This window comes from Vibrio sagamiensis NBRC 104589 (assembly GCF_007990935.1).
Lineage (GTDB): Bacteria > Pseudomonadota > Gammaproteobacteria > Enterobacterales > Vibrionaceae > Vibrio > Vibrio sagamiensis.
Map to the genome: position 1 here is coordinate 33209 of NZ_BJXJ01000020.1, position 22469 is coordinate 55677.

Here is a 22469-nt window from a genome sequence, read left to right on the forward strand (position 1 = left end):
GATTGAGTCGTAGCAAGATAATTATGTCGTAAGAAAATTTCGTCATACAAACATCTCATCATAACAATTTTGCTTAACTAGCAATATTGTACCTTAGTGATATTGTTTTTTGAGCTCAGTTAATATAGTTCAAGGAAGGCGTATATTGGATTTTTTATTTTTTAAATTCAATGCGTTAGATTATCAAAGTGTGGTTAGTTTGATAAACTACACATAATTCGGTTAAGTTGATGATATGAGATAAATTAAAAGATTTCTAGGTGAATAATAATTCCGTGTTTGTGTTCTAAAATTGTTTTTATTATGTTAATAGTCATGTTTAAATATAAATTTCTGCAGTAAGTGCAACAAACCCATGATCGCTGGCATATTTATCTTGTTCAAAGCAAGGATTAATTAAATGCTTGTCGCTAACTTTATAATCAATGACTTGAGCAATGCTTCTATCATCAGTTGGGCAGAACTCTTGAGATAAAATAATGTAATCCAGCACGTTACCTGTACCGAAATGATAGTGTGTTGCCGGCCTGTCCTTTGTGGGAGGAGGAGCTTGCAACGCCCATCCATCATATAACTGTAATTCTTGCTTTAGGCTGTCATGGTTATTGGTTAACAGAACCTGAGTTACGCTATTCTCAGAAATAGGTTGGTTCATGTCCCCTAATAGGATAGTCGGCATGGGTCGACTGGCATATTTAATCTGCATTGCATGCCTTAACATCGCAGCTTCCCATCCACGCTGCTGGGTAGAAAGCCAACGTGCCAGAGGGTGGGAGGAAAGCTCCTGTTGGCTGGCCTCCGCAGGGCGTTGTGATTTGAGATGGGTAACATAGACCGCCATATGGCCCAGTCGAGGATGCACAACCTGCGCGCAAAGTGGTAGGCGACTAAAAGTGGGAGCCTGAAAATCCCCATAGGCTTTTAGCGCAGGCTCATCGATAGTTACAGGGTAACATTTTTCAATCGGAAATCGTGACGCAATGGCGACAACAGGTCGACTATAAATATAATCGGATTCAACATGCGGAGTGTCCACACTGGCAAAGTAGGGGTAGCCGATATCGTTAAAAAACGTACGTGTTTGCTCAATACTAAAAACTTCTTGCAGACCTATGATATCAGGGTTCAATTTTTCAATCTGCTGCTGAGTCCAGTTTAGTTTACCTTGCCAATCTTGATGCGAATATATGTTTTCGAAGTCGTAGAATGCATTTGGCGGCTCAAGGAAGTTAAGTAAATTGGCAGTGGCAAAAGTAATACGCTTTAGTGGGGGCGATGCGCTCATTTTCAGTCAGTTAGATTGAGTATATGACTAAAATATACACCTTGTTGTAGGTGAGAGCTAGCTTGGTGATGATTTAAAAAGCAACATAATGTGATATTAAGTTAACGTTTCTATTTTTGGCTATTCCGTTTACACTGCGACCGTCATAAAGTAAGAGTGGATAAGATGAACCAAGATTACCAAAACGAAATAGACTCGCAAGATGAAGAAATTGAAATTGAAGCTATTGGCATTGAAGTTGATGCGCATCCAATCGAGTTATACAAACTCTTCAAAATTGCCAATTTAGTCAGTGGCGGTGGGGAAGCCAAACATGTAATCGATGAAGGCTACGTTGCGGTCAATGGAGAGCTAGAAACTCGTAAACGTCGTAAAATGTACGATGGTGACTTTTTTGAATTTAATCAAGAATATTATGTGGTTATTTGTGAAGCTCCAGTGACAGAAACCACTGAGCAAAAAGCAGAGAAAAAACTCAAAAAGGAGCAAGCTTCTCGACAGAAGAAGAAGGCCGCAAAGTCCCATAAATCAAAAATGACCAACCCTAAACCGTCTGGCCCACAGTCGACAGGTCGAAAAGCGGCAGACAAACAGCGCCGTGAGCAAAGTAGCGCTCAGCCTCAATCTACGCATAAAAACAAACAAGGCAAAAAAACATCGGAATCGGTTAGAGACCCGAAAAGCGGTCGTAATAGCATTGACTTTTTCTAATCGGGTGCCTGTTTTATCAAACCGAATTAATTTTACGCGCAATAATTTAATGTTCGCTCTGATGTAAATTATTGCGTGCGCTTCTCTATTTGTTTGAATAGGTAAGACAAAAAGAAGCAAAGTAAAAAGTAAGCCAAGCCTACGATTAGCCACACTTCAAAAATAAACCCAGACGAGTTAGCCATTTCTGTACCAACGAAAGTCATCTCTTGAATTGAAATCAATGAAACAATAGAAGTATCTTTAACTAACGAGATGGTTTGTCCTGCCAAAGCGGGGCTAATGGCTTTGAATACTTGTGGCGCAATCACCTTGCGATAGGTTACCCAGCGAGATAATCCAAGAGATTGGCATGCCTCCCACTGTCCTTTATCTATTCCTTGTAATCCAGCTCGAACAATTTCGGCAATATAAGCCGATGACAGTAAGCCGATACAAAACACGCCTGAGAGTAAGTTTTCCCACAAATTCGCAGGGCCAAACAAGAATGCTTGTAATGTGGAAATCTCACCTGAGTGTTGACGTAGAATAGATTCAAGACCAAGCAAAGGAATGATTTGGTTCGAGATAAAAAAATAAAAGATAAACACAAATACGAGAGGGGGAATATTTCTTACTAACTGAATAAAGCCCGTGGCTGGCAATCTCAGCCAAGAAGAATGAGAAAATCGAGCTAGGCCGATCAAAACGCCGAACAATACTGCAAAGGCTAAGCCCCACAGGCTCAAACGAAGGGTCGCGATTAAACCTTGAAAAAAATAAGGTATCCCGCCATTTTGTGTCGGGGTGAAAAGTAAATCGATGGTTTCACGCCATTGCCAGATATAGTTAATTCCGACCGTTGAACGCTGAATGAACCACAAAACGGCAACGGTACAAATCAGTAATAGACACCAATCAAGGCCATTGAGGCGTTTAAAAAGTGTGTTGGACTGAGGCGGCTGTTGGTGGACGGGGTAAGAACGATTCACATCAAGTTCCTTGTGCGTTTAATGCATTCGATCTACTTTACGGGCATAAAGTAGATCGAGCTATTTATCTTTTGTTTATTTGTTACTTATAACTAGATACAGAATACTTAAGCCCCCAAGCTTGTTACGTTTATTTGGGGATTTAAAGTTAAGCGCTTCAGGTCAAACTCTAAAATACAATTACTTAGCCTTAGCTATCTGGTCTTGCCAATCTAAAGTCGAGAACCAATATTCATAACGTTCATCGAGCCAACCATCTTGAGTTCGTGCTTCAATCCATTGATTAAAGAAAGCTTGTTTGTCTTCCTCTCCCAGACGGACGGCAAAGGCCTCATTACCTTTGGATAAGCGTTCACTGAATGGCAAAAAGAGCTTGTTGGCATGTTTCACTGATTCGTGCTCAGGCTTAGGACTCGAGGCGATAACGGCATGAGCATTACCGTTAAGAACCTCTTGGAAAGCTTGGGCCTCATCATCGAATTGAAGAATCTTGGCTTTAGGAAAATTCTCCCTAGCGACTTGGACGGTATAAGCGCCTCGACGAGCCGCAATTTTCACTCGGCGAGAGTTAAAATCAGAAAACTCATTGAAACCCTCGGCCAGCTTTTTATTGGCGGCGACTTGTACACCTGAGTGTGAATAAGGCTTGGTAAATAGAACGCTTTTGGATCGTTCCGGTGTAATTGACATCCCTCCAATAATGACATCAAACTTCTTAGCTAATAGAGCAGGGATGATGCCATCCCATGCAGTCGGAACAAATTCAACTTTTAAGCCTGTATCAGCGGCTAAGCGTTTAGCGACATCAACTTCAAAGCCAATCAGTTCACCTTGTTTATTTCGCATAGCCCATGGAACAAACGTCGACATACCTACTCGTAATATGCCACGCTTTTTAATTTCATCAAGGTTCGGGGTGTTCTTTCCATCATTGCTTATTGCTGGAGAGGCAGAACTTAGTGTTGCAGTGTTTGCCGTTACTATAGAAGGTAAGGCTAAACTCAAGCCGAACAGCGCGGTTATTGCGGTTTTAAAAATAGTCATAGAGATTCCTTATGGTTTACGCCAACTGGCTCCTAATTTATGTTCGAGTAATGCTGAAATAGCTGACAGTGTAAGCGTCAGAACAAGGTAAATAGCCGCGACTGTAAACCACACTTCGAAAGGCATTGCAGTTTCTGAAACGATATTTCGTGCTTGTGTTGTCAGATCAAAAATAGCCATAACGCTGACGATGGACGAGTTTTTTACCAATGACACGACTTCGTTGGTTAAGGCGGGTAATGTACGTTGCAAAACCTGCGGCATAATGACGGTTTTGTATGTGTGGAACGAAGATAAGCCAAGGGTTTTTGCCGCTTCAAATTGGCCTTTTGAAATGCTATTTAAACCCGCTCGAAGAATTTCTGCGGTATAAGCTCCCTGAAACAAAGACAAGGCAAGAACGGCAGTACTAAACCGATCTAAACTAAGCATCGGGCCAAACACAAAATAAAGCAGATAAACTTGAACAAGCAAAGGGGTATTACGTATGAGCTCAACATAAGCACTTCCGATGGCTCTTCCTATAATAGAGTGGCTTAACCGTAATAGTGCAGTAATGAAGCCTATCACGAGAGTAAAACATAAGCTTAATGCTGAGAGTCTAATTGTCACCATCACGCCATCTAAAAGCTCAGCTGGCCACCATTGTCCATCTTCATAGAAAGCGATGTAATCTGGAATGCGATCCCATTGCCATTGGTAGCCCATTGCTTGAGCACCAGATTCAAGCACCCATACGATGCCAAACAATAAGATAGTAATCTGAATGAGTGCTTGCAGTACAGGCTTGAATAAACGATAAACCATGCTTAGTGACTCAATATTTGCTTTAAAAAGGCTTGAGTTCGTGGGTGCTGAGGTGAGTTGAAGAGTTCATTGGGTGAGTTAACTTCAATGATTTTACCTTCATCCATAAATACGACGCGGTCAGCTACTTTTTTGGCAAAACCCATTTCATGAGTGACACAAATCATGGTCATGCCACTTTTACCAAGTTCAACCATAACGTCTAAAACCTCATTAATCATTTCTGGATCAAGTGCCGAAGTTGGCTCATCAAATAATAATAGGTCAGGTTCCATACATAAGGAACGAGCGATGGCGACGCGTTGCTGCTGGCCTCCCGAAAGTTGGGATGGGAACTTGTGTGCTTGTTCTTCTATGTTCACCCGCTTTAAATAATGACGTGCTCGCTTATTGGCTTCATGTTTAGTGAGTTTAAGCGTTTTAATTGGTGCCAGTGTCAGGTTCTCTAATACGGTTAAGTGAGGAAATAGATGAAAATGTTGGAATACCATTCCAATTTGCCCTGGTTTGAGTTGCTTAGAGCCAGCAGGGAGGCTTAATACCTGCAATTGTCCATCTTGGATTGATTCTAGGTGATTAATACAGCGAATAAGAGTTGATTTACCAGAGCCTGAAGGGCCGCAAATAACAACGATTTCACCTAAGTTGACCGAAAAATTGATGTCTTTGAGGGCATGGTATTCACCATACCATTTGTTCACGCCGTCAAAGTCTACAACGTTTATATGATCTTGCAAAACGACTCACTTATGAATACTGAATTTTTTCTTACAATAACAACTAACTAAGAAGATTGCATCTTGAAATGGAATGCAATGCTCAATAAGTTTTTTGTTGATTATACCTGCTGTCATTACGAAATAAGGTAAACCAAAGGTAAAAATAGTGCTTTGGCAGAGTAAAGAACATGTGGTCCTGTGTATAGTGGAGAAAATCAAGATTGGATCACATTGTTTATAAATATTTTTCTCTACCCAAGTCGAGTAAGGCGGTAACTGAGATAACAAAAGTAATGAATGTTTACTAAGTGAAGTTTTAAAAATTACAGCAGCACTTATTTTTACGATACTGGAACGGCAATAAAAGCATTTATTACTCCAAAATAAGTGGGTCATTGTTACATCATTCTTGGCTAATTATGAGATCTGTTACTAAAAAAAGATGAGTGAATGGTGTGTTATTTAATTGTTGCGCTTAAGTTATTTTACAGTGAAATAAAAGTTGGATTATGACTAGAGTCATAGAGATCAGGATGAATCAAGTAAATAACTTAAGGAAGAAATCGATGAAGTTAGGCAGTAGAAAAGCCATAAATGGTATCTTTACCCTTAGCTCGTTAACGGCATCATGCATGTTAGCTTTTAGCAGTCATGCTGCTTTTGATTGTGCGTCGTTAGAAGTATGGGATTCGGCGAAGGTTTACCATGGTGGTGATCAAGTTCAACAAGATAATATCGCTTATAAAGCTCGCTATTGGACTCAAAATAATAGCCCGTCTAAATCTAGTGAATGGGGGGAATGGGAAAGTTTAGGCATTTGTGACATTGACCCAGTCACCCCACCAGTCAATGAACTGCCTACCGTCGCTCTTACTTCACCTTCCTCATCTACTCCAATTCAAATTGGGGATGTTGTTGCATTGACCGCAGAAGCATCAGACAACGATGGAAGCATTGATAAGGTCGAATTTTTTGTTAATGGTACCTTGATTGGTACTGCGACATCAGCCCCTTATTCTGTCAATTGGACTGCGACAGAAGGGACATATGAGCTTGCTTCGAAAGCTTACGACAACAAAAATGCAGCCAGTGCTGTGAGCGCTGTGAGTGTGACGGTTGCGTCAGACCAACCGGGTAATCAAATTCCAACCGTTGACGTTTTACTGTCTAGCTCAGCTGTTGAACTTGGTCAAAGTGTGACGTTGACGGCGAATGCAACCGATGCTGATGGCTCAGTAGCTAAAGTTGAGTTTTTTGCTGCAGGTGTATTGGTCGGCACGGCAACAGCGGCACCTTATACACTAGAGCTTACCCCAGAGAGGGCGGGCTCTTTATCGATCTATGCCAAAGCAACGGATGATGCTGGGGCAAGTGCGGACTCCTCTATTGCCGTGCTGGCGGTTAATGGCGGAGCCGTAACATCCAACTGTCGTCCTGATGGCTTATATCAAACCGCAGGCCTTGATGTTCCGTACTGTAGTATCTACGATGAGGAAGGACGTGAGTTAATGGGGGCCGACCATCCTCGACGCGTGATTGGCTATTTCACAAGTTGGCGAAGTGGCGGTGATCCTCAATCTACTTATTTGGTCAAAGATATTCCTTGGGAACAGTTAACTCATATCAACTATGCGTTTGTTAGTATTGGTTCTGATGGCAAAGTCAATGTTGGTGATGTGACTGACCCAGATAACCCTGCAACCGGTAAAACATGGCCAGATGTGGAGGTGGATCCAGCTTTAGGATTTAAAGGTCATTTCGGTGCACTGGCCACCTACAAACAAAAGCACGATGTTAAGACGTTGATTTCTATTGGTGGCTGGGCAGAGACGGGCGGTCACTTTGGTCCAGACGGCAAGCGAGTGGCAGATGGCGGTTTCTATACCATGACCACTAACTCTGACGGTTCTATAAACCATGCAGGAATCGAAAAATTTGCCGCTTCGGCCGTGGAAATGATGCGTACTTATAAGTTCGATGGATTAGACATTGATTATGAGTACCCAACATCGATGGCCGGTGCAGGTAATCCTTACGACAAAGATTATATGGAACCACGTCGTCCTTATTTGTGGGCTTCTTACCAAGAGTTAATGAAAGTATTGCGTGAAAAATTGGATGCCGCTTCAGCCCAAGATGGCATCCACTACATGTTGACCATTGCGGCACCGTCTTCTGGTTATTTGCTCAGAGGCATGGAAACTTTTGATGTCACGCAGTATCTCGATTACGTCAATATCATGTCTTATGACTTGCATGGGGCATGGAATGATCATGTTGGGCACAATGCGGCTCTGTATGATACTGGTAAAGACTCTGAATTGGCGCAATGGAATGTCTACGATACGGCTGCATATGGTGGGATCGGATATCTGAATACTGACTGGGCTTATCATTACTTCCGAGGCTCGATGCCTGCAGGACGTATCAACATTGGTGTGCCGTATTACACCCGTGGTTGGCAAGGTGTTAAAGGAGGCGATAATGGGCTGTGGGGACGTGCGGCGTTACCTAACCAATCTGAATGTGCTCCGGGTACCGGCGAAGGAGAGAAAAACAACTGCGGCCATGGTGCTATTGGTATCGATAACATGTGGCATGATTTAGATCCACAAGGCAGGGAAATGGGCGCAGGCTCTAACCCGATGTGGCATGCTAAAAACCTAGAAAAAGGGATTTGGGGATCTTACGCTGATGCTTACGGCCTTGATCCGGTGAATGATCCTTCAGATAAATTTGTTGGCTCATATACCCGCTACTATGATGATGTCGCCGTTGCTCCTTGGTTATGGAATGCTGAAAAGAGTGTGTTTATTTCAACTGAAGATAAAGCCTCGATTGAAGTAAAAGCCGATTACGTGATTGATAAAGAAATTGGCGGCATCATGTTCTGGGAACTTGCAGGTGACTACAACTGTTATGTGCTTGATGCGAATGGTCAGCGTACCGCTATCGACACGACTGAACAAGCGTGTGCGGCGGGTAACGGTGAATACCACATGGGGAATACCATGACCAAGGCGATTTATGACAAGTTCAAAGCGGCAACGCCATATGGTAATACCTTAGCTACAGGAGCTATACCCGCAGAAGCGGTCGATATTGCAGTCAGTGTCAGTGGTTTTAAAGTTGGCGATCAGAACTACCCAATCAACCCAACCATCACCTTTACTAACAATACCGGTCAAGATATTGCAGGCGGTACGGAGTTTCAGTTTGATATTCCTGTTTCGGCACCAGATAACGCGAAAGATCAGTCAGGAGGTGGCCTAAGTGTGATTGCTTCTGGTCATACACGTCCAAACAATATCGGCGGCTTGGATGGGGTGATGCATCGAGTGTCGTTCTCTCTACCTGCATGGAAAACGCTCCCTGCTGGTGGCTCTTATGAACTGGATATGGTGTACTACCTGCCAATATCAGGCCCAGCTAATTATGCTGTGATCTCTGGTGGCAAATCGTTCGCCTTTAAATTTGAACAACCAGACTTACCAACGGGTGATTTAAATTCAGGAAATGGTGGCGGTGATGGAACGGATCCTGGTACTTGTGATACCTCTGGTTTGGTGACATACCCTGATTTCCCTCAAAAAGACTGGGCGGGTAACCCAAGCCATGCTAACCAAGGGGATAAAGTGATTCATAATGGTGCGGTGTATCAAGCCAATTGGTGGACATCTTCCGAACCTGGCAGTGATGGAAGCTGGGCAACGGTTTGTAATGTATAGTGTTAACCTAAGAACTAGCGTTAACCTAAGATCTAACGTTAAACGTAAAGTTTAATCGAATGAGTTTGAAGCGTCTTATTTGAAACGTATCGTTTAAACAAAAAAGCTTAGAAAATAAAAACGCGCGATTTCGGTCGTGCGTTTTTGTTTACTAGGAGACAGTTTATTAGTCAATAAAATTAGTCAATACCAATGATTTGGCCTTGGTCATCAAGATCTAACTTCATAAACGCTGGTTTATCAGGAAGTCCAGGCATGGTCATCACATTACCTGATAATGCATAAATAAACCCAGCACCTGCACATAAACGCAGTTCTCTAATCGGTACGGTAAAGTGGCTTGGTGCGCCTTTTATAGCCGAATCTGGTGTAATAGAAAGAGGGGTTTTCGCAATACATACGGCAAGGTGATCAAAGCCAAGCTGTTCGAATTGAGTCAGTTGTTGCTTAGCCGTTGGGCTGAGATCAACATTAGCAGCCCCATAACCGACTTCACACACTGACATGATTTTCTCTTTCAGTGTTTGTTCACGTTGATAGAGTGGTCTAAAAGCGGTTGATTGTTCACAGGTACTAACGACATGTTGAGCCAACTCCGTTGCACCTTGTCCACCGTCACTGAACGCGGTACTGATGGCGACTTTTACATCCGGAAATTGTTTGTGTATCAAATGCTTTAGTTCGGCGAGTTCTTCAGCGCTATCTTGTGGGAACTGGTTTATCGCTACAACTGCAGGTAAGCCATACTTGTGAACATTGTTGATATGCCATTTCAGGTTTTCGAATCCTGCTTTAAGCGCTTCAGTATCTGGGTTAAAGATAGTATCAGGAATGGCCATACCAGGACGCAAGTCATAGTGACCTGAATTTGCCTTTAAGCCGCGAAGAGTGGCAACGACAACAACACAATCTGGTGCTTTCTTAGCCGCAGCCGCTTTTATATTACAGGCTTTTTCGAAACCCATGTCTGAGCCAAACCCAGCTTCTGTGACGACAAAGTCAGCCAGCTTAAGCCCAATTTTATCGGCAATAATGGAAGAGTTACCATGAGCAATGTTAGCGAAGGGGCCTGCATGAATAAGCGTTGGTACACCTTCAAGAGTTTGCATTAGAGTAGGGTTGATCGCCTCTTTGAGTGTTACCGTCATGGCACCAGCGACCTGTAAGTCTTCTGTCGTGATGGGTTGGCCATCAAGATCATAAGCAAGAACAATTTTGCCAATACGCTGGCGAAGATCGGCAAGGTCATCGGCTAAAGCAAGGATAGCCATAAGCTCTGAGGCAGCAGAAATATCGAACCCATCCGAGCGCTCAAATCCATTGATGGTTTTACCAACGTCATTTTGACCAACGGTAACCATGCGGAGTGCACGATCGTTATGATCCATCACTCGTTTCCAAGCAATACGGTTAATATCAATTTTTAATGCTGTCAGCCCTGTTCTTTGCTCAAAGGCTTCATAACCCTCGCGTTGCTCGTGATAGAGGCGAGCATCTAATGCTGCAGAAGCAAGGTTATGAGCAGCAGTGACCGCATGAATATCACCCGTTAAATGAAGGTTGAGTTCTTCCATTGGGGCCACTTGTGAATATCCACCACCAGCAGCGCCACCTTTAACACCAAACACCGGGCCCATCGAAGGTTGACGAATGCATGCGATCACCGATTGGTTGATCTTGGACAGTCCCTGAGAAAGACCAATGGTTGTCACCGTTTTACCTTCCCCTAATGGCGTTGGCGTGATGGCGGTAACCAAAACAAGTTTTCCTGTTTGGCGTGTTTCTAAACGCTTAAGGCAGTCAAGTTTTACTTTTGCTTTGTATTTACCATAGGAATCATATTCTTCTGGAAGCAAGCCTGTATGAGCGGCGATGGTATCAATGACGGATAAGGAAGTGTTACGGCAAATATCGATATCAGATAACATAAAAGCTCCAAAAGTAGGTAAACAAATATGGGGTAAGGCAGGCATCAAATTGATGGATGCGTAAGTTGAGTCGTTGGAAAGTATGTATTGTATTGAAGAGAAGTGTCCTGAAGGTATTAAATAAGTTGTGAATGAATGCAGATTCTATCAAAGAATCATGAATTTTGAAGTCACTTGGGTATAAAGGCCATCAAGTGATGACCTTTTTATATCCAAACTTTTGTACAGCAAGATTTTGTACAGTATGAACTGATTTAGTGGTCCCAGTAGGTTTCTTCAAGGCTATCTTCACGCTCTGGAAGGGCACGAGATAAACGAGGAGAGTGCTGGGTCAACACTTCATAGCTCACACGGTTAGCGTACTTACAAATTTGCGACAGAGAAGAATAGGTTAGGCAATTAACGTTGTGCTTCTCTGAATTAGGTACTTCTTTTTGGTGGAAAGAATTCGCCGCCATATCATGCAGAAGGGCAGATAGTGCTGCATCACCTGCACCATTAGTGTTTTTGATTTCAAGTGGGCCACCAAGGTAAGGGCCAATATGAGAATAAACCTTAATTGGGCTCTTACAATCACTCTTCAGCATTGCCCGGCTGAATTCAAACTTATTGAAATCTTCAATACAGCCTTGAAGAATATTATGAGTGGTTTCTCGTTTTGTGCTGTCTTCAGTGTAACCTGCCATGTAAAGGCCAGCAGGACCGGCGGTGCAAAGAATTAAATCGACCCACTCCAGTGCTTTATTTGCTGCAGCAAGAGGGTCGGTTTCACCCGTAAGTGCTGCACCTTCTTCCTCGTTCATTGCAATAATAGTGACGTTGTCACGAATGTATTCTTGCCACCATTCTGCATTACCTTCAATAACATACTTTGTTCCAAGTGTTAGAACGACAGGTACATTATGCTTTTTGGCAAACTCAATAGCACGCTGAACTGCTTGAGGCATCGGGTCCTCCTTTTTACCGCGCATTAAGTAAGAAGAAACCACTAAAGCTGATGCTTTAGTAAATACTTCTTCTGGAATGCTTTCTGGTAGTAGCTGATTCATGTGCCCCTCATTAATGGCAAACGTACGTTCTCCATCTTGAGTAATCAAGGTATAGCAGCGGCCAATGGGACCATCTACTGTTTGCAAATGGTTAAGGTTCATACGTGAAGATGTGCGGCACAGGTAACGGTAAGCAAAAGAGCCGACCTGAATGTTCTTAGACATCACACCTAGTAAGACCGACTTACTGTCAGCCAGCACAGAGTAATTGTGTAAGGTGTTGCCGATGGTATCACCAGGGTATTGGTGGCTAATCAAGCCTTGTTCGACCAATTCTTCGTAAAGTGCATCTGCTTTACTCTCTTCAAGAACCAGCGAGTGACCTTTGCTTAGGTTATATTTTTCTAAAAACGCGTCGTCTACACGAGCTTCAATATCCACGATGGTTTGACCAACTCCAACGATAGTAGGGCGGTACAGTTTTTGGGTTTGATGAACGTGACTGTCTAACGGATCTCGTGCGTGAGTCGGGAAGTAGTGTTTAGATTTGCGCTGACCAGGAAACTTCATGCTTGTTCTTGAGTGAGAAAAAAAGAGGCCGGATTGTAGCACACAAAATTATAAGATCATTGGATTTTCTTCACACAGCCGAGCAGATAGAACTTGCGTGTCGATTTTTTCATCAATTGATGTTGATTGTATCAATACTAAAAAAACACATTGTGAATACCTAAGCTCGATGAGCCTGTTAACCTCTTTACCAGGCTCAGCTTTTTCAGTAATTAGTTACATAGTTTGAATAATCTCAATTTGAAGTTGCCGCGGTTGGTTGCACGTATGCTTTTGTTCCCCAAAGTGGAACTGTTGAAAGGCTATGCTTGAAACTGCCTTCTGTTTCTTTGGTGGTATAAGATAAGTAAAGCAAGCTTTGAGTGGTTGGATCATAGATACGTCTTACCTTCATCGTCTTAAAGAAAATACTTTTAGATTGCTTAAATACCACTTCACCAGATTTACTTTTATCGATTTTAGCGATCATTTCAGGCGTGATTTCACCCGTTTGGCGGCAGGAAATTGAGCTGTCACTTGGGTCAGAAAAACTTAAGTTAGCTTCAACCGATGCAATGTGGCAGGTAACTCCAGGTACGAGATCATCTCGCATATGATCAATTTTAATGTCTTTTAACGTAAACAACCCCAAACTTACGTCACCAACTTCGTTGTCACTACAGCCTGTTAAAAGGGAGATTAACCCTAGTGCGACTAAGTATTTTTTCATTATATTTCCTTTTTCTGGCTGACATTTTAATTTATCAATGACACCTAACTTTCTTTAAGTGACATAGTTATTGTTATCAGGCGTTTGAATTGTAACAATTTATCAGATGTTACTCAGTAAAACAAAAAACTTCTATTGACAAAATCTAGCGCAATGTCAGGACTTTAACTAGGTTTGTAATAGTCTTCATGCTAATGTATCACGTTGTTCATCGTCTAAGTCGCTATTGTATAGAAAATAATGTTTAGCCTATTTTTAGCCTTTTACGATGTCTCCTAGAGCAAATAAGAGCCCCCAAGGTAATAGAATGAATAAAAATCAGCTCGAATGTATAAACAGTAAAAATCTTTGGTTGCATAATTTGGTAGAAGTGGAGTTTCCAACGAAGGAAAGTTTGGAAGGGCGCAAACTTTACTTTCAGCGATTAGAAAAACTTAGCTATCAGAAATTAGAACTTGATACCCTTACTCAGTATGAAGCTGTATTGAGTGAAGAAGATATTTTCCGAGTCGATTTTCATCGCTTGACAGTTATGTATGCTGTGATGCAATCGAAACACTGGTCAGATAAGCATGAGCAAGAAATGATCATTGAGTATTTAACTCAAATTATTTTGACACCGGGTATTGATCTATACGTCGGATTTAAAGATGGTAATCCAATCGGTGCAGCAATGGTTACTCAGGATGAAAAAACCATGCTTATCTCTGATCTATTCACTTCAAAAAGCCTGTCTACCTCACAATTTGTTTGTGATTTGATACGGAAAATCACTGATATTGAAAGCTTAAGTAAAGTGGTTCTTTTAGAAAGTTGATCTCTGTCGATCCTGCATTAATCACTTAAGTTTAATGTACAGATTTCCTTAATTTTTTTGATGCTCTGCTCAGTAAGTGGTCTTATAAATCTTCGTGGAGCACAGAACAAGTGAGGTCTATTTTCCAAGTTCTGTGAACTAAACAAAAATTTTGCACGTTAAGTGATCATGCTTTGATATTCATAGTCAATTAATAATTATTTTTATAAACTGTTATGTTTGTCACTATAAGACTTCATTACTCACCTATTATAGCCAAGTAACCTAAAGTGATATTTTCACACAATTCCAATTTAAGTACTTTGAGCTACCTTATAATAAATTGCTAATGTTTAGCTAATTCATCATTTTGAACCTTAAATAGCGATCGTGCGCAATCTTAGAGGAGATGGTTAAGGGATTGGTAGAGATAAAGAAGCCTCGCTTAGCTATGGCTTTCAAGGAGTAACAAAATGTTAATGAGTTCTACCAAGTGTGTCATATTCGACTGTGACGGTACGTTAATTGATAGTGAGCGCCTATGTTGCCAAGCATTGGTTAATGTTCTACGCCGATATGGTGCACAAATGAGTTATCAAGAATGTATCGATCATTTCAAAGGTGGCAAGCTAGCAGACATTCTAAGTGAAGCTATTGAATACTCGGGTGTTAATGTGTCAATTGATCTTCTTGAACCACAATACCGAGAAGAATTGCACATGCTTTTTATTCGTTATCTGAAGCCAATGGATGGTGTAGAGCGATTAATCCATTTTTTGGATGAATATGATATTCATTATTGTGTAGCATCCAATGGCCCAAGAGACAAGGTTGAACACTCTTTAAAGCTTACAGGATTATTTGATGTATTCGCGGGTAAAGTCTTTTCAGCTTTTGACACCAATAGTTGGAAACCAGATCCAGACTTATTGATGTATAGTGCAATGAATATGGGGTTTCTTCCTGATGAATGCCTGTATATTGATGATACACCTAAAGGCATTGAGGCAGGTTTAAACGCTGGTATCACAACGATCCAATTATATAATGGGGCAGCGGCTAATTTGGTTGACGATAATCGAGTGATTCGCGTACAGCATTTGGATGAAGTCAGGGAACTTATACGGGAAGAAAAAGAACAACCGCATTCATAGTGATGCCGCTTGCTAGGTAGAATTCAATATAAAGGGAAAGTGCTTTTTTGCCTATTTTCACTCGCAACACATATCAGTAAAGTCGGTCGATAGGCGGCTTTTTTTGTGTTTTCTAATATGCCTCGTTTATAACTATCTGTACTTAGGTCACTTTACTTAACTGACGATATCGCCACTTTATGTTAGACTTTCTGCACCCAAAATAATGAGATTGATCATGTCCACTAATTTCACTGATCTTGGTATAGAAGCGCAGCTAGTTGATACACTGAATCGTCTAAATATTGTTTCTCCTACACCAGTTCAAGAAAAGTCTATTCCCCATGTCCTCGCTGGCGAAAATATCCTCGCTGCTGCCCAAACTGGCACTGGAAAAACCGCAGCATTTGGCTTGCCAATATTGCAAATAGTTAAGCAAAATAAACAATCTGGCATGCCACAAGCACTTATTTTGGTACCCACTCGCGAGTTAGCTCAGCAAGTTTTTGATAACTTAAAATGTTATGCAGGGCAAACGGATATAAAAATTGTTTGCGTTTACGGTGGAACAAGTTTAGGAATACAAAAGCGTCACTTACAAGAAGGAGTCGATATCCTTATTGCGACTCCAGGCCGATTATTGGATCATTTATTTAACGATAATATTAGCCTATCTAAAACAGGTATTTTAGTACTTGATGAAGCAGATAGAATGTTGGATATGGGGTTCTGGCCCGATTTACAACGTATTTTTCGTCGATTACCTGTGAAAAAGCAGGTCATGCTGTTTTCTGCCACTTTTGAACAGCGCATTAAAACAATAGCCTACAAGCTGATGGATTCTCCAATAGAAATTGAAGTTTCTCCTGCAAATTCAACGGCAGATACGGTTGAACAAATGGTTTATCCGGTGGATAAAAGACGTAAAAGTGAATTGTTGGCTTACTTGATTGGCTCGAGAAATTGGCAGCAAGTATTAGTCTTCACAAAGACCAAGCAGGGTAGTGATGAACTCGTAAAAGAATTAAAACTTGATGGTATTAAAGCGGTATCAATAAATGGTGACAAGTCTCAAGGTGCAAGGCAACGAGCATTAGATGAATTTAAGCAAGGAAAAGTGCGAGCTCTAATTGCAACTGATGTGGCCGCTCGTGGTCTTGATATTAATGGCCTAGAACAGGTAGTTAACTTCGATATGCCTTTTAAAGCCGAAGATTATGTACACCGTATTGGGCGGACTGGGCGAGCTGGCAAAAAAGGTAATGCGATCTCTTTAATAAGTCACGATGAAGAATATTTATTGCATGCAATTGAGCGATTGCTAGATAAGCGTTTACCTCAAGAATGGCTCTCGGGGTTTGAACCGAGTGCGAAGGAAGAAATCAGCAAGGAAAATTATAATACTCCTTCAAGACGGACAAGTCGTTCTGCTGAAAAGCGCAAACTTAAGGCAAAACTGGCGATCCACAAAAATCGAGGTAAAGCACGTAGGTAGGATAAAAGGTAAGTGCGTGCCCTTTTTGTTGTCCTGATCGTTCGTGTACCCGAGTATTTATATTGCTTGGGTTAATACTTCATTGTTTATTAATGAATTGGGCATCGCTAGATAATATCCTTGGTACATGTCAAACCCAATTTTCCGCATTAAATTGAGTTGGTGCTTAGTTTCAATACCTTCGATTACGGTTTGCGAATGCATTTGTTCTGCCAGCGATAAGGCTTCCATAAGGCCGAATGAATTGCCTCTCTCATATTGAACTAATAATGAACGATCGATTTTAATGATATCTGGCTTGACGGACTTAACCCTTTCTCGTGTTGAAGCATTAATACCATAATCGTCAATAGCAATTTGAAATCCATCTCTACTAAGCTTTGTTGTAGCTTTGTAGAGAAACTTTTCATCACTGGCATCAAGCTCAAGTAGTTCCATGACAATTTGTTTATGGGTCAAGCCTGATTGAAGGATTGTTTGAGATAATAGCTCGCTGTTGGCGTTTTCTTTAGCGAGGAGCTCCGCAGCTTTTGGTAAAACATTTAGGAATAATTTGTGTGAGTTAAATGGAGACTGACCAAAGTTTTGGATATGAATAAGTCGACTGAGCCTTTCCACATTGATTTGACACTGCTCAGAAAAATTGTTCGATTGAAAGAAGTAATCAGGTGTTATATTGCCTTCCTTGTGGCTACTGATTCTAATTAGTGCTTCTAAACCTGCAATGGAAAGATCTTGCATGTATATCGGTTGAAAAACACTCTTTAGAGTAAAATTATTGTATCTAGCGATATATTGTCCATCTTTTTGTTTGGAAATACAGCTCAAAAGTTGCGACACACTCATCATTATCTTATAACCTAGCTCCGCTTTATTTCACATTTCCAATCGATTTATCTTTAATTTGAATTTATTACTGCATGACTCGAATGGCAAGACAGAGAATGGTTGTTGAAAATAAATGTCGATCGATATCAAATAAATAGATGAATACTGTGAGAAAGGGTGATGGCCATTTTGAATGAACCTACCACTGTAACACAGTATAAAGCTGGATATATTTTCTAACCTGCCGTTGATCGTGGTTTCGACGCAGCGGGTGAGCAAAATTTAGATAGCAAGGGCTAATACTGAATCGTTGTTCTAGTGAATTGATTAATGTCGAATCACCAGCATATAAATTGATCCCTTGTTCAACATAGTCTTTTAATGGTTTGGGTAATTCACCCATCCACCAATGTATAAGCTCCCTACTTGTTTTACTACGATTAAACCAATGGTCTGTTACTAGAAATAGTAAATCATTTGGCTGTAATGAATAAACATATTCGCATTGCCATTTAGCGATACTCGCTAGTAAGTTCTCACGGCATACTTTACCTGCACTTACCATATGATGACTGAGCACCCAAACTGTACCGATATCAGAGGATATACGGTAGTGGTGAGGCAAATCTTGTTGTGATGAGATATCAACCGGATGTATGGAACTTTGGTGACCAAATTGGGAGAAAGTATGCTGCATTCTCCGAGCGAATGCGAGACCTAAGTGATGTTCATCCATGCCTTTGTTGTGTACTGTTGGGTAATGTTTTTGACACAGTACACGGCAATCATCTTGAAAGTAGTTGACGCTTTTAATTACTAGATTGAGTAGCAAAGATAACCTCTAAAGATTTAAATAACTTAGGGCTGATTTAATGCCTTTATGCTAAGTATAAGGCTAACACAGTTTATATCAAAGTGGCCCAAGGCTGTGATTATTTAGATTTAAGTTGGTAATAACTTTGAACAGAATAAATAGTGATGTTGTTCACAAATATATATTACTCAGCTACTTACTCTTATATCTATAACAATCAATATGGATATATATCACTATAAGTTATTGTATTTAAAAGGTTACATAAGGCTAGATTGTGATAGGTGTTTCGGGTAATATCGAAGCAAATTTTAGACATGTTAAGATTTTGTTTTATTGAACAAAGGAAACCGCTGTAGCGAACTCAGCAAGAGCGCACCTTGTCAGTGCCTACTTTGAGATGAATCGTTGAGTAATATAAGGATGTACAATGACGAAAAGCTATAACCTAATTGCCCGCTTAATGCACTGGGCTTCAGCGATAGTGATCTTCATTATGTTTGGAGTTGGTCTCTGGATGGTTGATTTAAGTTACTACAGTAAATGGTATCAGCTGGCACCTCATTACCATCGTTCGATCGGTATTTTATTATCTGCTTTTATCCTTGCCAGAATTTTATGGAAATTCACTAGCCAGTCACCAGAGATTGAAGGAAAACGCTATGAAATTATCTTAGCTAAATCTGCACATGCGCTTATGTATGTCATGCTGGGGGTAATTTTTATTTCTGGTTATCTAATATCCACATCTGACGGACGTGGTATTGATGTTTTCAATTGGTTTACAGTTCCCAGTGCTGGAGCGCTTTTTACTGAACAATCTGATATTTCAGGTGATATCCACTTCTATACTGCAGTAACGTTGATGGTTCTTGTAAGTTTACACGTGCTTGCTGCTTTAAAACACCATTTTATCGATAAAGACGACACATTGAAAAAAATGTTAGGAGCTTCAAAATGAAAAAATCAATCATTGCCACTGGATTAGCGTTCATTACAGCAATGCCATTAAATGCAGCAGCTGCTGAGTACATCATTGATACTAAAGGCGCACATGCTTCCATTAACTTTATTGTCAGTCACCTTGGCTACAGCTTTACAAAAGGGCGATTCAATACTTTTAGTGGTGACTTTACCTTTGACGAGAAAAACCTGGCCAACTCAAAAGTTAATGTAGTTGTTGATACCAGTAGTGTTGATTCTAATCATGCGGAACGTGATAAACATATTCGAAGTGCAGACTTTATTAATGCAAATAAATATCAAAAATCAACATTCAACAGTACAAAGATCATCGATAGAGGTGATGGAAAGCTTGATGTTATTGGTGATCTAACCTTACATGGTGTGACAAAGCCCATTACCATTGAGGCGGAATTTATTGGCGCGGGAAGTGACCCATGGGGAGGCGAACGAGCGGGTTTTTCGGGTCAAACACGTATCGAACTTGCCGATTTTGAAATTCCAGTGATGGGGGCTTCAAGTTATGTCGATATGGAGCTTTATATCGAAGGAATCAAGAAGTAACTGAATGTGAGTTGTATCATCATACCCAAGCAATTTAAATTTACTTGGGTAATATTCACTGTTCTTTCTCTTTATCTAAAAATATTACCAATCAATTGAGAGGGCGTTTGACTCTCATAATCAATAACATAACGGTAAGTATTGCCCATCCAAGATACATCTTCCGTTGAGATCATTAATGTTTTCTCATCATCTGGTATGCTTACACTCATCGCCGTGTATTCATCGGTGGCTGGAATATTGGCTTCAACCAGATCTTCGTGGCTATAGCCATCAGCCATTATGAGAGGGTAATGGTTGGGTAAAAATTCACCAACATAAGAATGGTCAACACTATACTCTCCATCTATATCTACATCTGGAGAACAACTGTCATAATTTGATATACTTACAGAACCACAAGCTGAATGTAAAGCAACTACGCCATCATCATTACCGGGTAGCAAACCACTGGTTAAGTTTGCATAATCACTTCCTCCACCAATAATTCTTAATCTTGGTATACGATTATATGGGTAACGAATGTAGTTTCTTGCTGTACTAGGGCTAATATCATTAATAATGCCGATATTATCTGGTGAAGGTTTATTACCAAGCCACGTTTCTATAATATAATCATAGAAAGGATTTCCATCACCATACGCTGAACTAATGACAATGTCTGCCAGCTCTGTTCCGCCACCAGCCCCAGAAAAATCAAAAGTTGCGAGAATGTTTAAGGGTTTCAAACCAACAGTTGAGAGCCAGAGTTCTTGATGCTCTAGAATTAACCTTGCTACAAGATCTCCTGTAGAATGGGTGACGAAGATACAACCTACTTCACATGTCCCTTGTTGAGATAACCTTTGTAACTCTGGCCAAACATATTGAGTTATAACGCCAGATTGAAGCCTTTCAGAAGAAGACCAATTGATAAAATCATCGGCTTGTTCAGCCCAGTAGGACTGCCAGTATTGAGCTGTATCTAAAGCAAGTTGTTCGGGTGATGGCTTAACAGTAACATGTTTGTGTTGTAATCCATGAATTGCGATAATTTTAATATCTTTAAGTGGTAAAGCAAAGGAGCACGGTATAAATATTAAATTACATAAAGTATAAATTAAGATTCTCATATAAGCCCTTATTACAATGTTGTGTGTATAACTTCTTTAGCATGTGACTTTTATATTAAAGCCTACTTATGCTAGGTTTTTAATTGTGTTTTATGATTTAAATTATAATTTTTTAATTATAGATGGATTTAATTAAAGAGAGTGATAATTCCTCCTGGTTGTCCCTATAATAATTATTTAGTTCTAAGCTTTCTTTTGAAATAAATCCTATTTCATATACTTCATCTGAAATATTACCATATTCTTTTTTTTCATAAGGTGAAGTGGATAACTTATTTAGTCTAACACTAAATAATTGGTATTCTTGTGGAGTATCTTCTAAAATGCTGTGATGAACTTTTAAACGAATTTCATTATCACCAGGTAATAGTTTTTCTCTACTTCTTAAAAATCCAGTCATACTTTTATTGTTGGTTTTTAAATAAGCTATTATTTCATAAAAGCCCTGTTTTTTGACTGTAACATATACCGGAATTACAATATCACCACCTAAAGGGTAGTAAGTACCTAAGTGAGAAACTTTCCCTACACTGGATGAATGTAAAGCATTTGCTACTAAGGTTATTTTATTAAATGAATCATCAAGATTGGCTGGGCTACTCTCTCCACTATTGAAACTAGCGAGCTCAAGCTCTGCACTGTTAGCAATATTTTTATCCAACTCGATTTCAGCAATGACTCGAAGTTCATCTCCCCAATCTTGCTCTAATGGGATGCTTAAATTTTGCTCTGTCGTTTCGCTAGTATGGACAATTTCTTTACTATCAATATCTTGTATTGAAACCTTCAGCATGGTGAATGCTAGAGGAGATGTTATAGTGATATTCATTACATCCGGGTAGAAATAACGGTATTTATCTAAATGCATATTAATATTTAAGCCGTCCTTGATGATAGGTAATGAAACGCCATACCCGCGATTACTTTCTAAGTAATAAGCATCACTTTCTTTTAATTTTATTGAATATTTAGGATAGCCTATTGATTCCTCATACTTTTTTACGATGATATTCTTCAAACTAGTGTTTAAAAACTCTTGTTTATTTCTTTCTTTTTGTATCGGATTGATACCAAGGTTTTCTTGGTGTGCTTTATTTACAACTTTTATATTGTTTGAATTGTCATTGTAAGTGCTGTTTGATAATAGCAAAACTGAAAGTGCAAATATTAATACTATAATTAGTGACCTAATATACATGTTATTATCCAAATAAAAATAAAGTTGTTTATAATTTTTATTCTAAGTTTTATGGTTTGTCAATAAAGTGTAATGCCTGTTTTTTGTTTATTTTTATTAATAAAA

19 protein-coding genes are annotated in these 22469 nt (G+C 40.1%); 7 read left to right on the forward strand and 12 right to left on the reverse strand.

What is annotated here, in order from left to right; translation table 11 throughout:
• Nucleotides 1-319: 319 nt before the first annotated feature.
• On the reverse strand, nucleotides 320-1285 hold the full coding sequence (locus VSA01S_RS11200) for an endonuclease/exonuclease/phosphatase family protein (protein ID WP_039982250.1): 966 nt from the start codon (nucleotides 1283-1285) through the stop codon (nucleotides 320-322).
• A 165-nt stretch (nucleotides 1286-1450) separates the two neighbouring features.
• Between VSA01S_RS11200 and VSA01S_RS11205 the strand changes: the two genes are divergently transcribed.
• Entirely contained in the window at nucleotides 1451-1996 is a 546-nt protein-coding gene (locus tag VSA01S_RS11205) for an RNA-binding S4 domain-containing protein (protein ID WP_039982251.1), read from the forward strand.
• Nucleotides 1997-2064: 68 nt separating this feature from the next.
• On the opposite strand, the gene VSA01S_RS11210 is transcribed toward VSA01S_RS11205, so the two are convergent.
• The 4 genes from VSA01S_RS11210 to VSA01S_RS11225 form a co-directional block, all read right to left on the reverse strand.
• The gene (locus VSA01S_RS11210) at nucleotides 2065-2967 is read right to left on the reverse strand and encodes an amino acid ABC transporter permease (protein ID WP_039982252.1); all 903 of its coding nucleotides are present in this window, start codon (nucleotides 2965-2967) and stop codon (nucleotides 2065-2067) included.
• A 180-nt stretch (nucleotides 2968-3147) separates the two neighbouring features.
• Nucleotides 3148-4011, reverse strand: a complete 864-nt coding sequence (locus tag VSA01S_RS11215; RefSeq protein ID WP_039982254.1) for a transporter substrate-binding domain-containing protein — start codon at nucleotides 4009-4011, stop codon at nucleotides 3148-3150.
• A gap of 9 nt (nucleotides 4012-4020) precedes the next feature.
• Nucleotides 4021-4818, reverse strand: a complete 798-nt coding sequence (locus VSA01S_RS11220; RefSeq protein WP_039982255.1) for an amino acid ABC transporter permease — start codon at nucleotides 4816-4818, stop codon at nucleotides 4021-4023.
• Between the two features lie 2 nt (nucleotides 4819-4820).
• Nucleotides 4821-5555 carry an amino acid ABC transporter ATP-binding protein gene (locus tag VSA01S_RS11225; RefSeq protein WP_039982256.1) on the reverse strand — a complete coding sequence of 245 codons (735 nt, stop codon included), beginning with the start codon at nucleotides 5553-5555 and terminating at the stop codon, nucleotides 4821-4823.
• Nucleotides 5556-6103: 548 nt separating this feature from the next.
• On the opposite strand from VSA01S_RS11225, the gene VSA01S_RS11230 reads away from it, so the two are divergent.
• Nucleotides 6104-9265, forward strand: coding sequence for a chitinase C-terminal domain-containing protein (locus VSA01S_RS11230; protein WP_039982257.1), 3162 nt, complete (start codon nucleotides 6104-6106; stop codon nucleotides 9263-9265).
• 179 nt (nucleotides 9266-9444) lie between these two features.
• Here the strand turns inward: VSA01S_RS11230 and VSA01S_RS11235 are convergent, their stop codons facing one another.
• The 3 genes from VSA01S_RS11235 to VSA01S_RS11245 form a co-directional block, all read right to left on the reverse strand.
• Nucleotides 9445-11193: a formate--tetrahydrofolate ligase gene (locus VSA01S_RS11235; RefSeq protein ID WP_039982258.1), complete on the reverse strand. Its 1749-nt coding sequence runs from the start codon at nucleotides 11191-11193 to the stop codon at nucleotides 9445-9447.
• A gap of 254 nt (nucleotides 11194-11447) precedes the next feature.
• Entirely contained in the window at nucleotides 11448-12752 is a 1305-nt protein-coding gene (locus VSA01S_RS11240) for an inosine/guanosine kinase (RefSeq protein ID WP_039982259.1), read from the reverse strand.
• A 235-nt stretch (nucleotides 12753-12987) separates the two neighbouring features.
• Nucleotides 12988-13461, reverse strand: a complete 474-nt coding sequence (locus VSA01S_RS11245; RefSeq protein ID WP_039982261.1) for a CreA family protein — start codon at nucleotides 13459-13461, stop codon at nucleotides 12988-12990.
• A gap of 307 nt (nucleotides 13462-13768) precedes the next feature.
• Here VSA01S_RS11245 and VSA01S_RS11250 point away from each other — a divergent pair, with 307 nt between their 5' ends.
• The 3 genes from VSA01S_RS11250 to VSA01S_RS11260 all read left to right on the forward strand — a co-directional run bounded on the left by VSA01S_RS11250 (nucleotide 13769) and on the right by VSA01S_RS11260 (nucleotide 16885).
• Nucleotides 13769-14278, forward strand: a complete 510-nt coding sequence (locus tag VSA01S_RS11250; protein ID WP_039982262.1) for a hypothetical protein — start codon at nucleotides 13769-13771, stop codon at nucleotides 14276-14278.
• 452 nt (nucleotides 14279-14730) lie between these two features.
• Nucleotides 14731-15411, forward strand: a complete 681-nt coding sequence (locus VSA01S_RS11255) for an HAD-IA family hydrolase (RefSeq protein ID WP_039982263.1) — start codon at nucleotides 14731-14733, stop codon at nucleotides 15409-15411.
• Between the two features lie 217 nt (nucleotides 15412-15628).
• Nucleotides 15629-16885 (forward strand): DEAD/DEAH box helicase, encoded by a 1257-nt coding sequence (locus tag VSA01S_RS11260; protein WP_039982265.1) that lies wholly within the window; start codon nucleotides 15629-15631, stop codon nucleotides 16883-16885.
• Nucleotides 16886-16942: 57 nt separating this feature from the next.
• Here VSA01S_RS11260 and VSA01S_RS11265 read toward each other — a convergent pair whose 3' ends face one another.
• Entirely contained in the window at nucleotides 16943-17734 is a 792-nt protein-coding gene (locus tag VSA01S_RS11265) for an EAL domain-containing protein (RefSeq protein WP_039982266.1), read from the reverse strand.
• A gap of 178 nt (nucleotides 17735-17912) precedes the next feature.
• The gene (locus tag VSA01S_RS11270) at nucleotides 17913-18545 is read right to left on the reverse strand and encodes a hypothetical protein (RefSeq protein WP_039982267.1); all 633 of its coding nucleotides are present in this window, start codon (nucleotides 18543-18545) and stop codon (nucleotides 17913-17915) included.
• A gap of 412 nt (nucleotides 18546-18957) precedes the next feature.
• On the opposite strand from VSA01S_RS11270, the gene VSA01S_RS11275 reads away from it, so the two are divergent.
• Nucleotides 18958-19488, forward strand: coding sequence for a cytochrome b (locus tag VSA01S_RS11275; protein WP_039982268.1), 531 nt, complete (start codon nucleotides 18958-18960; stop codon nucleotides 19486-19488).
• Nucleotides 19485-20054 (forward strand): YceI family protein, encoded by a 570-nt coding sequence (locus VSA01S_RS11280; protein WP_039982269.1) that lies wholly within the window; start codon nucleotides 19485-19487, stop codon nucleotides 20052-20054. The genes VSA01S_RS11275 and VSA01S_RS11280 overlap by 4 nt, the downstream gene beginning before the upstream one ends.
• A gap of 71 nt (nucleotides 20055-20125) precedes the next feature.
• Here VSA01S_RS11280 and VSA01S_RS11285 read toward each other — a convergent pair whose 3' ends face one another.
• Nucleotides 20126-21166 carry a hypothetical protein gene (locus VSA01S_RS11285; protein ID WP_050567399.1) on the reverse strand — a complete coding sequence of 347 codons (1041 nt, stop codon included), beginning with the start codon at nucleotides 21164-21166 and terminating at the stop codon, nucleotides 20126-20128.
• 112 nt (nucleotides 21167-21278) lie between these two features.
• Nucleotides 21279-22364, reverse strand: a complete 1086-nt coding sequence (locus tag VSA01S_RS11290) for a hypothetical protein (RefSeq protein WP_039982271.1) — start codon at nucleotides 22362-22364, stop codon at nucleotides 21279-21281.
• Between the last annotated feature and the right edge of the window lie 105 nt (nucleotides 22365-22469).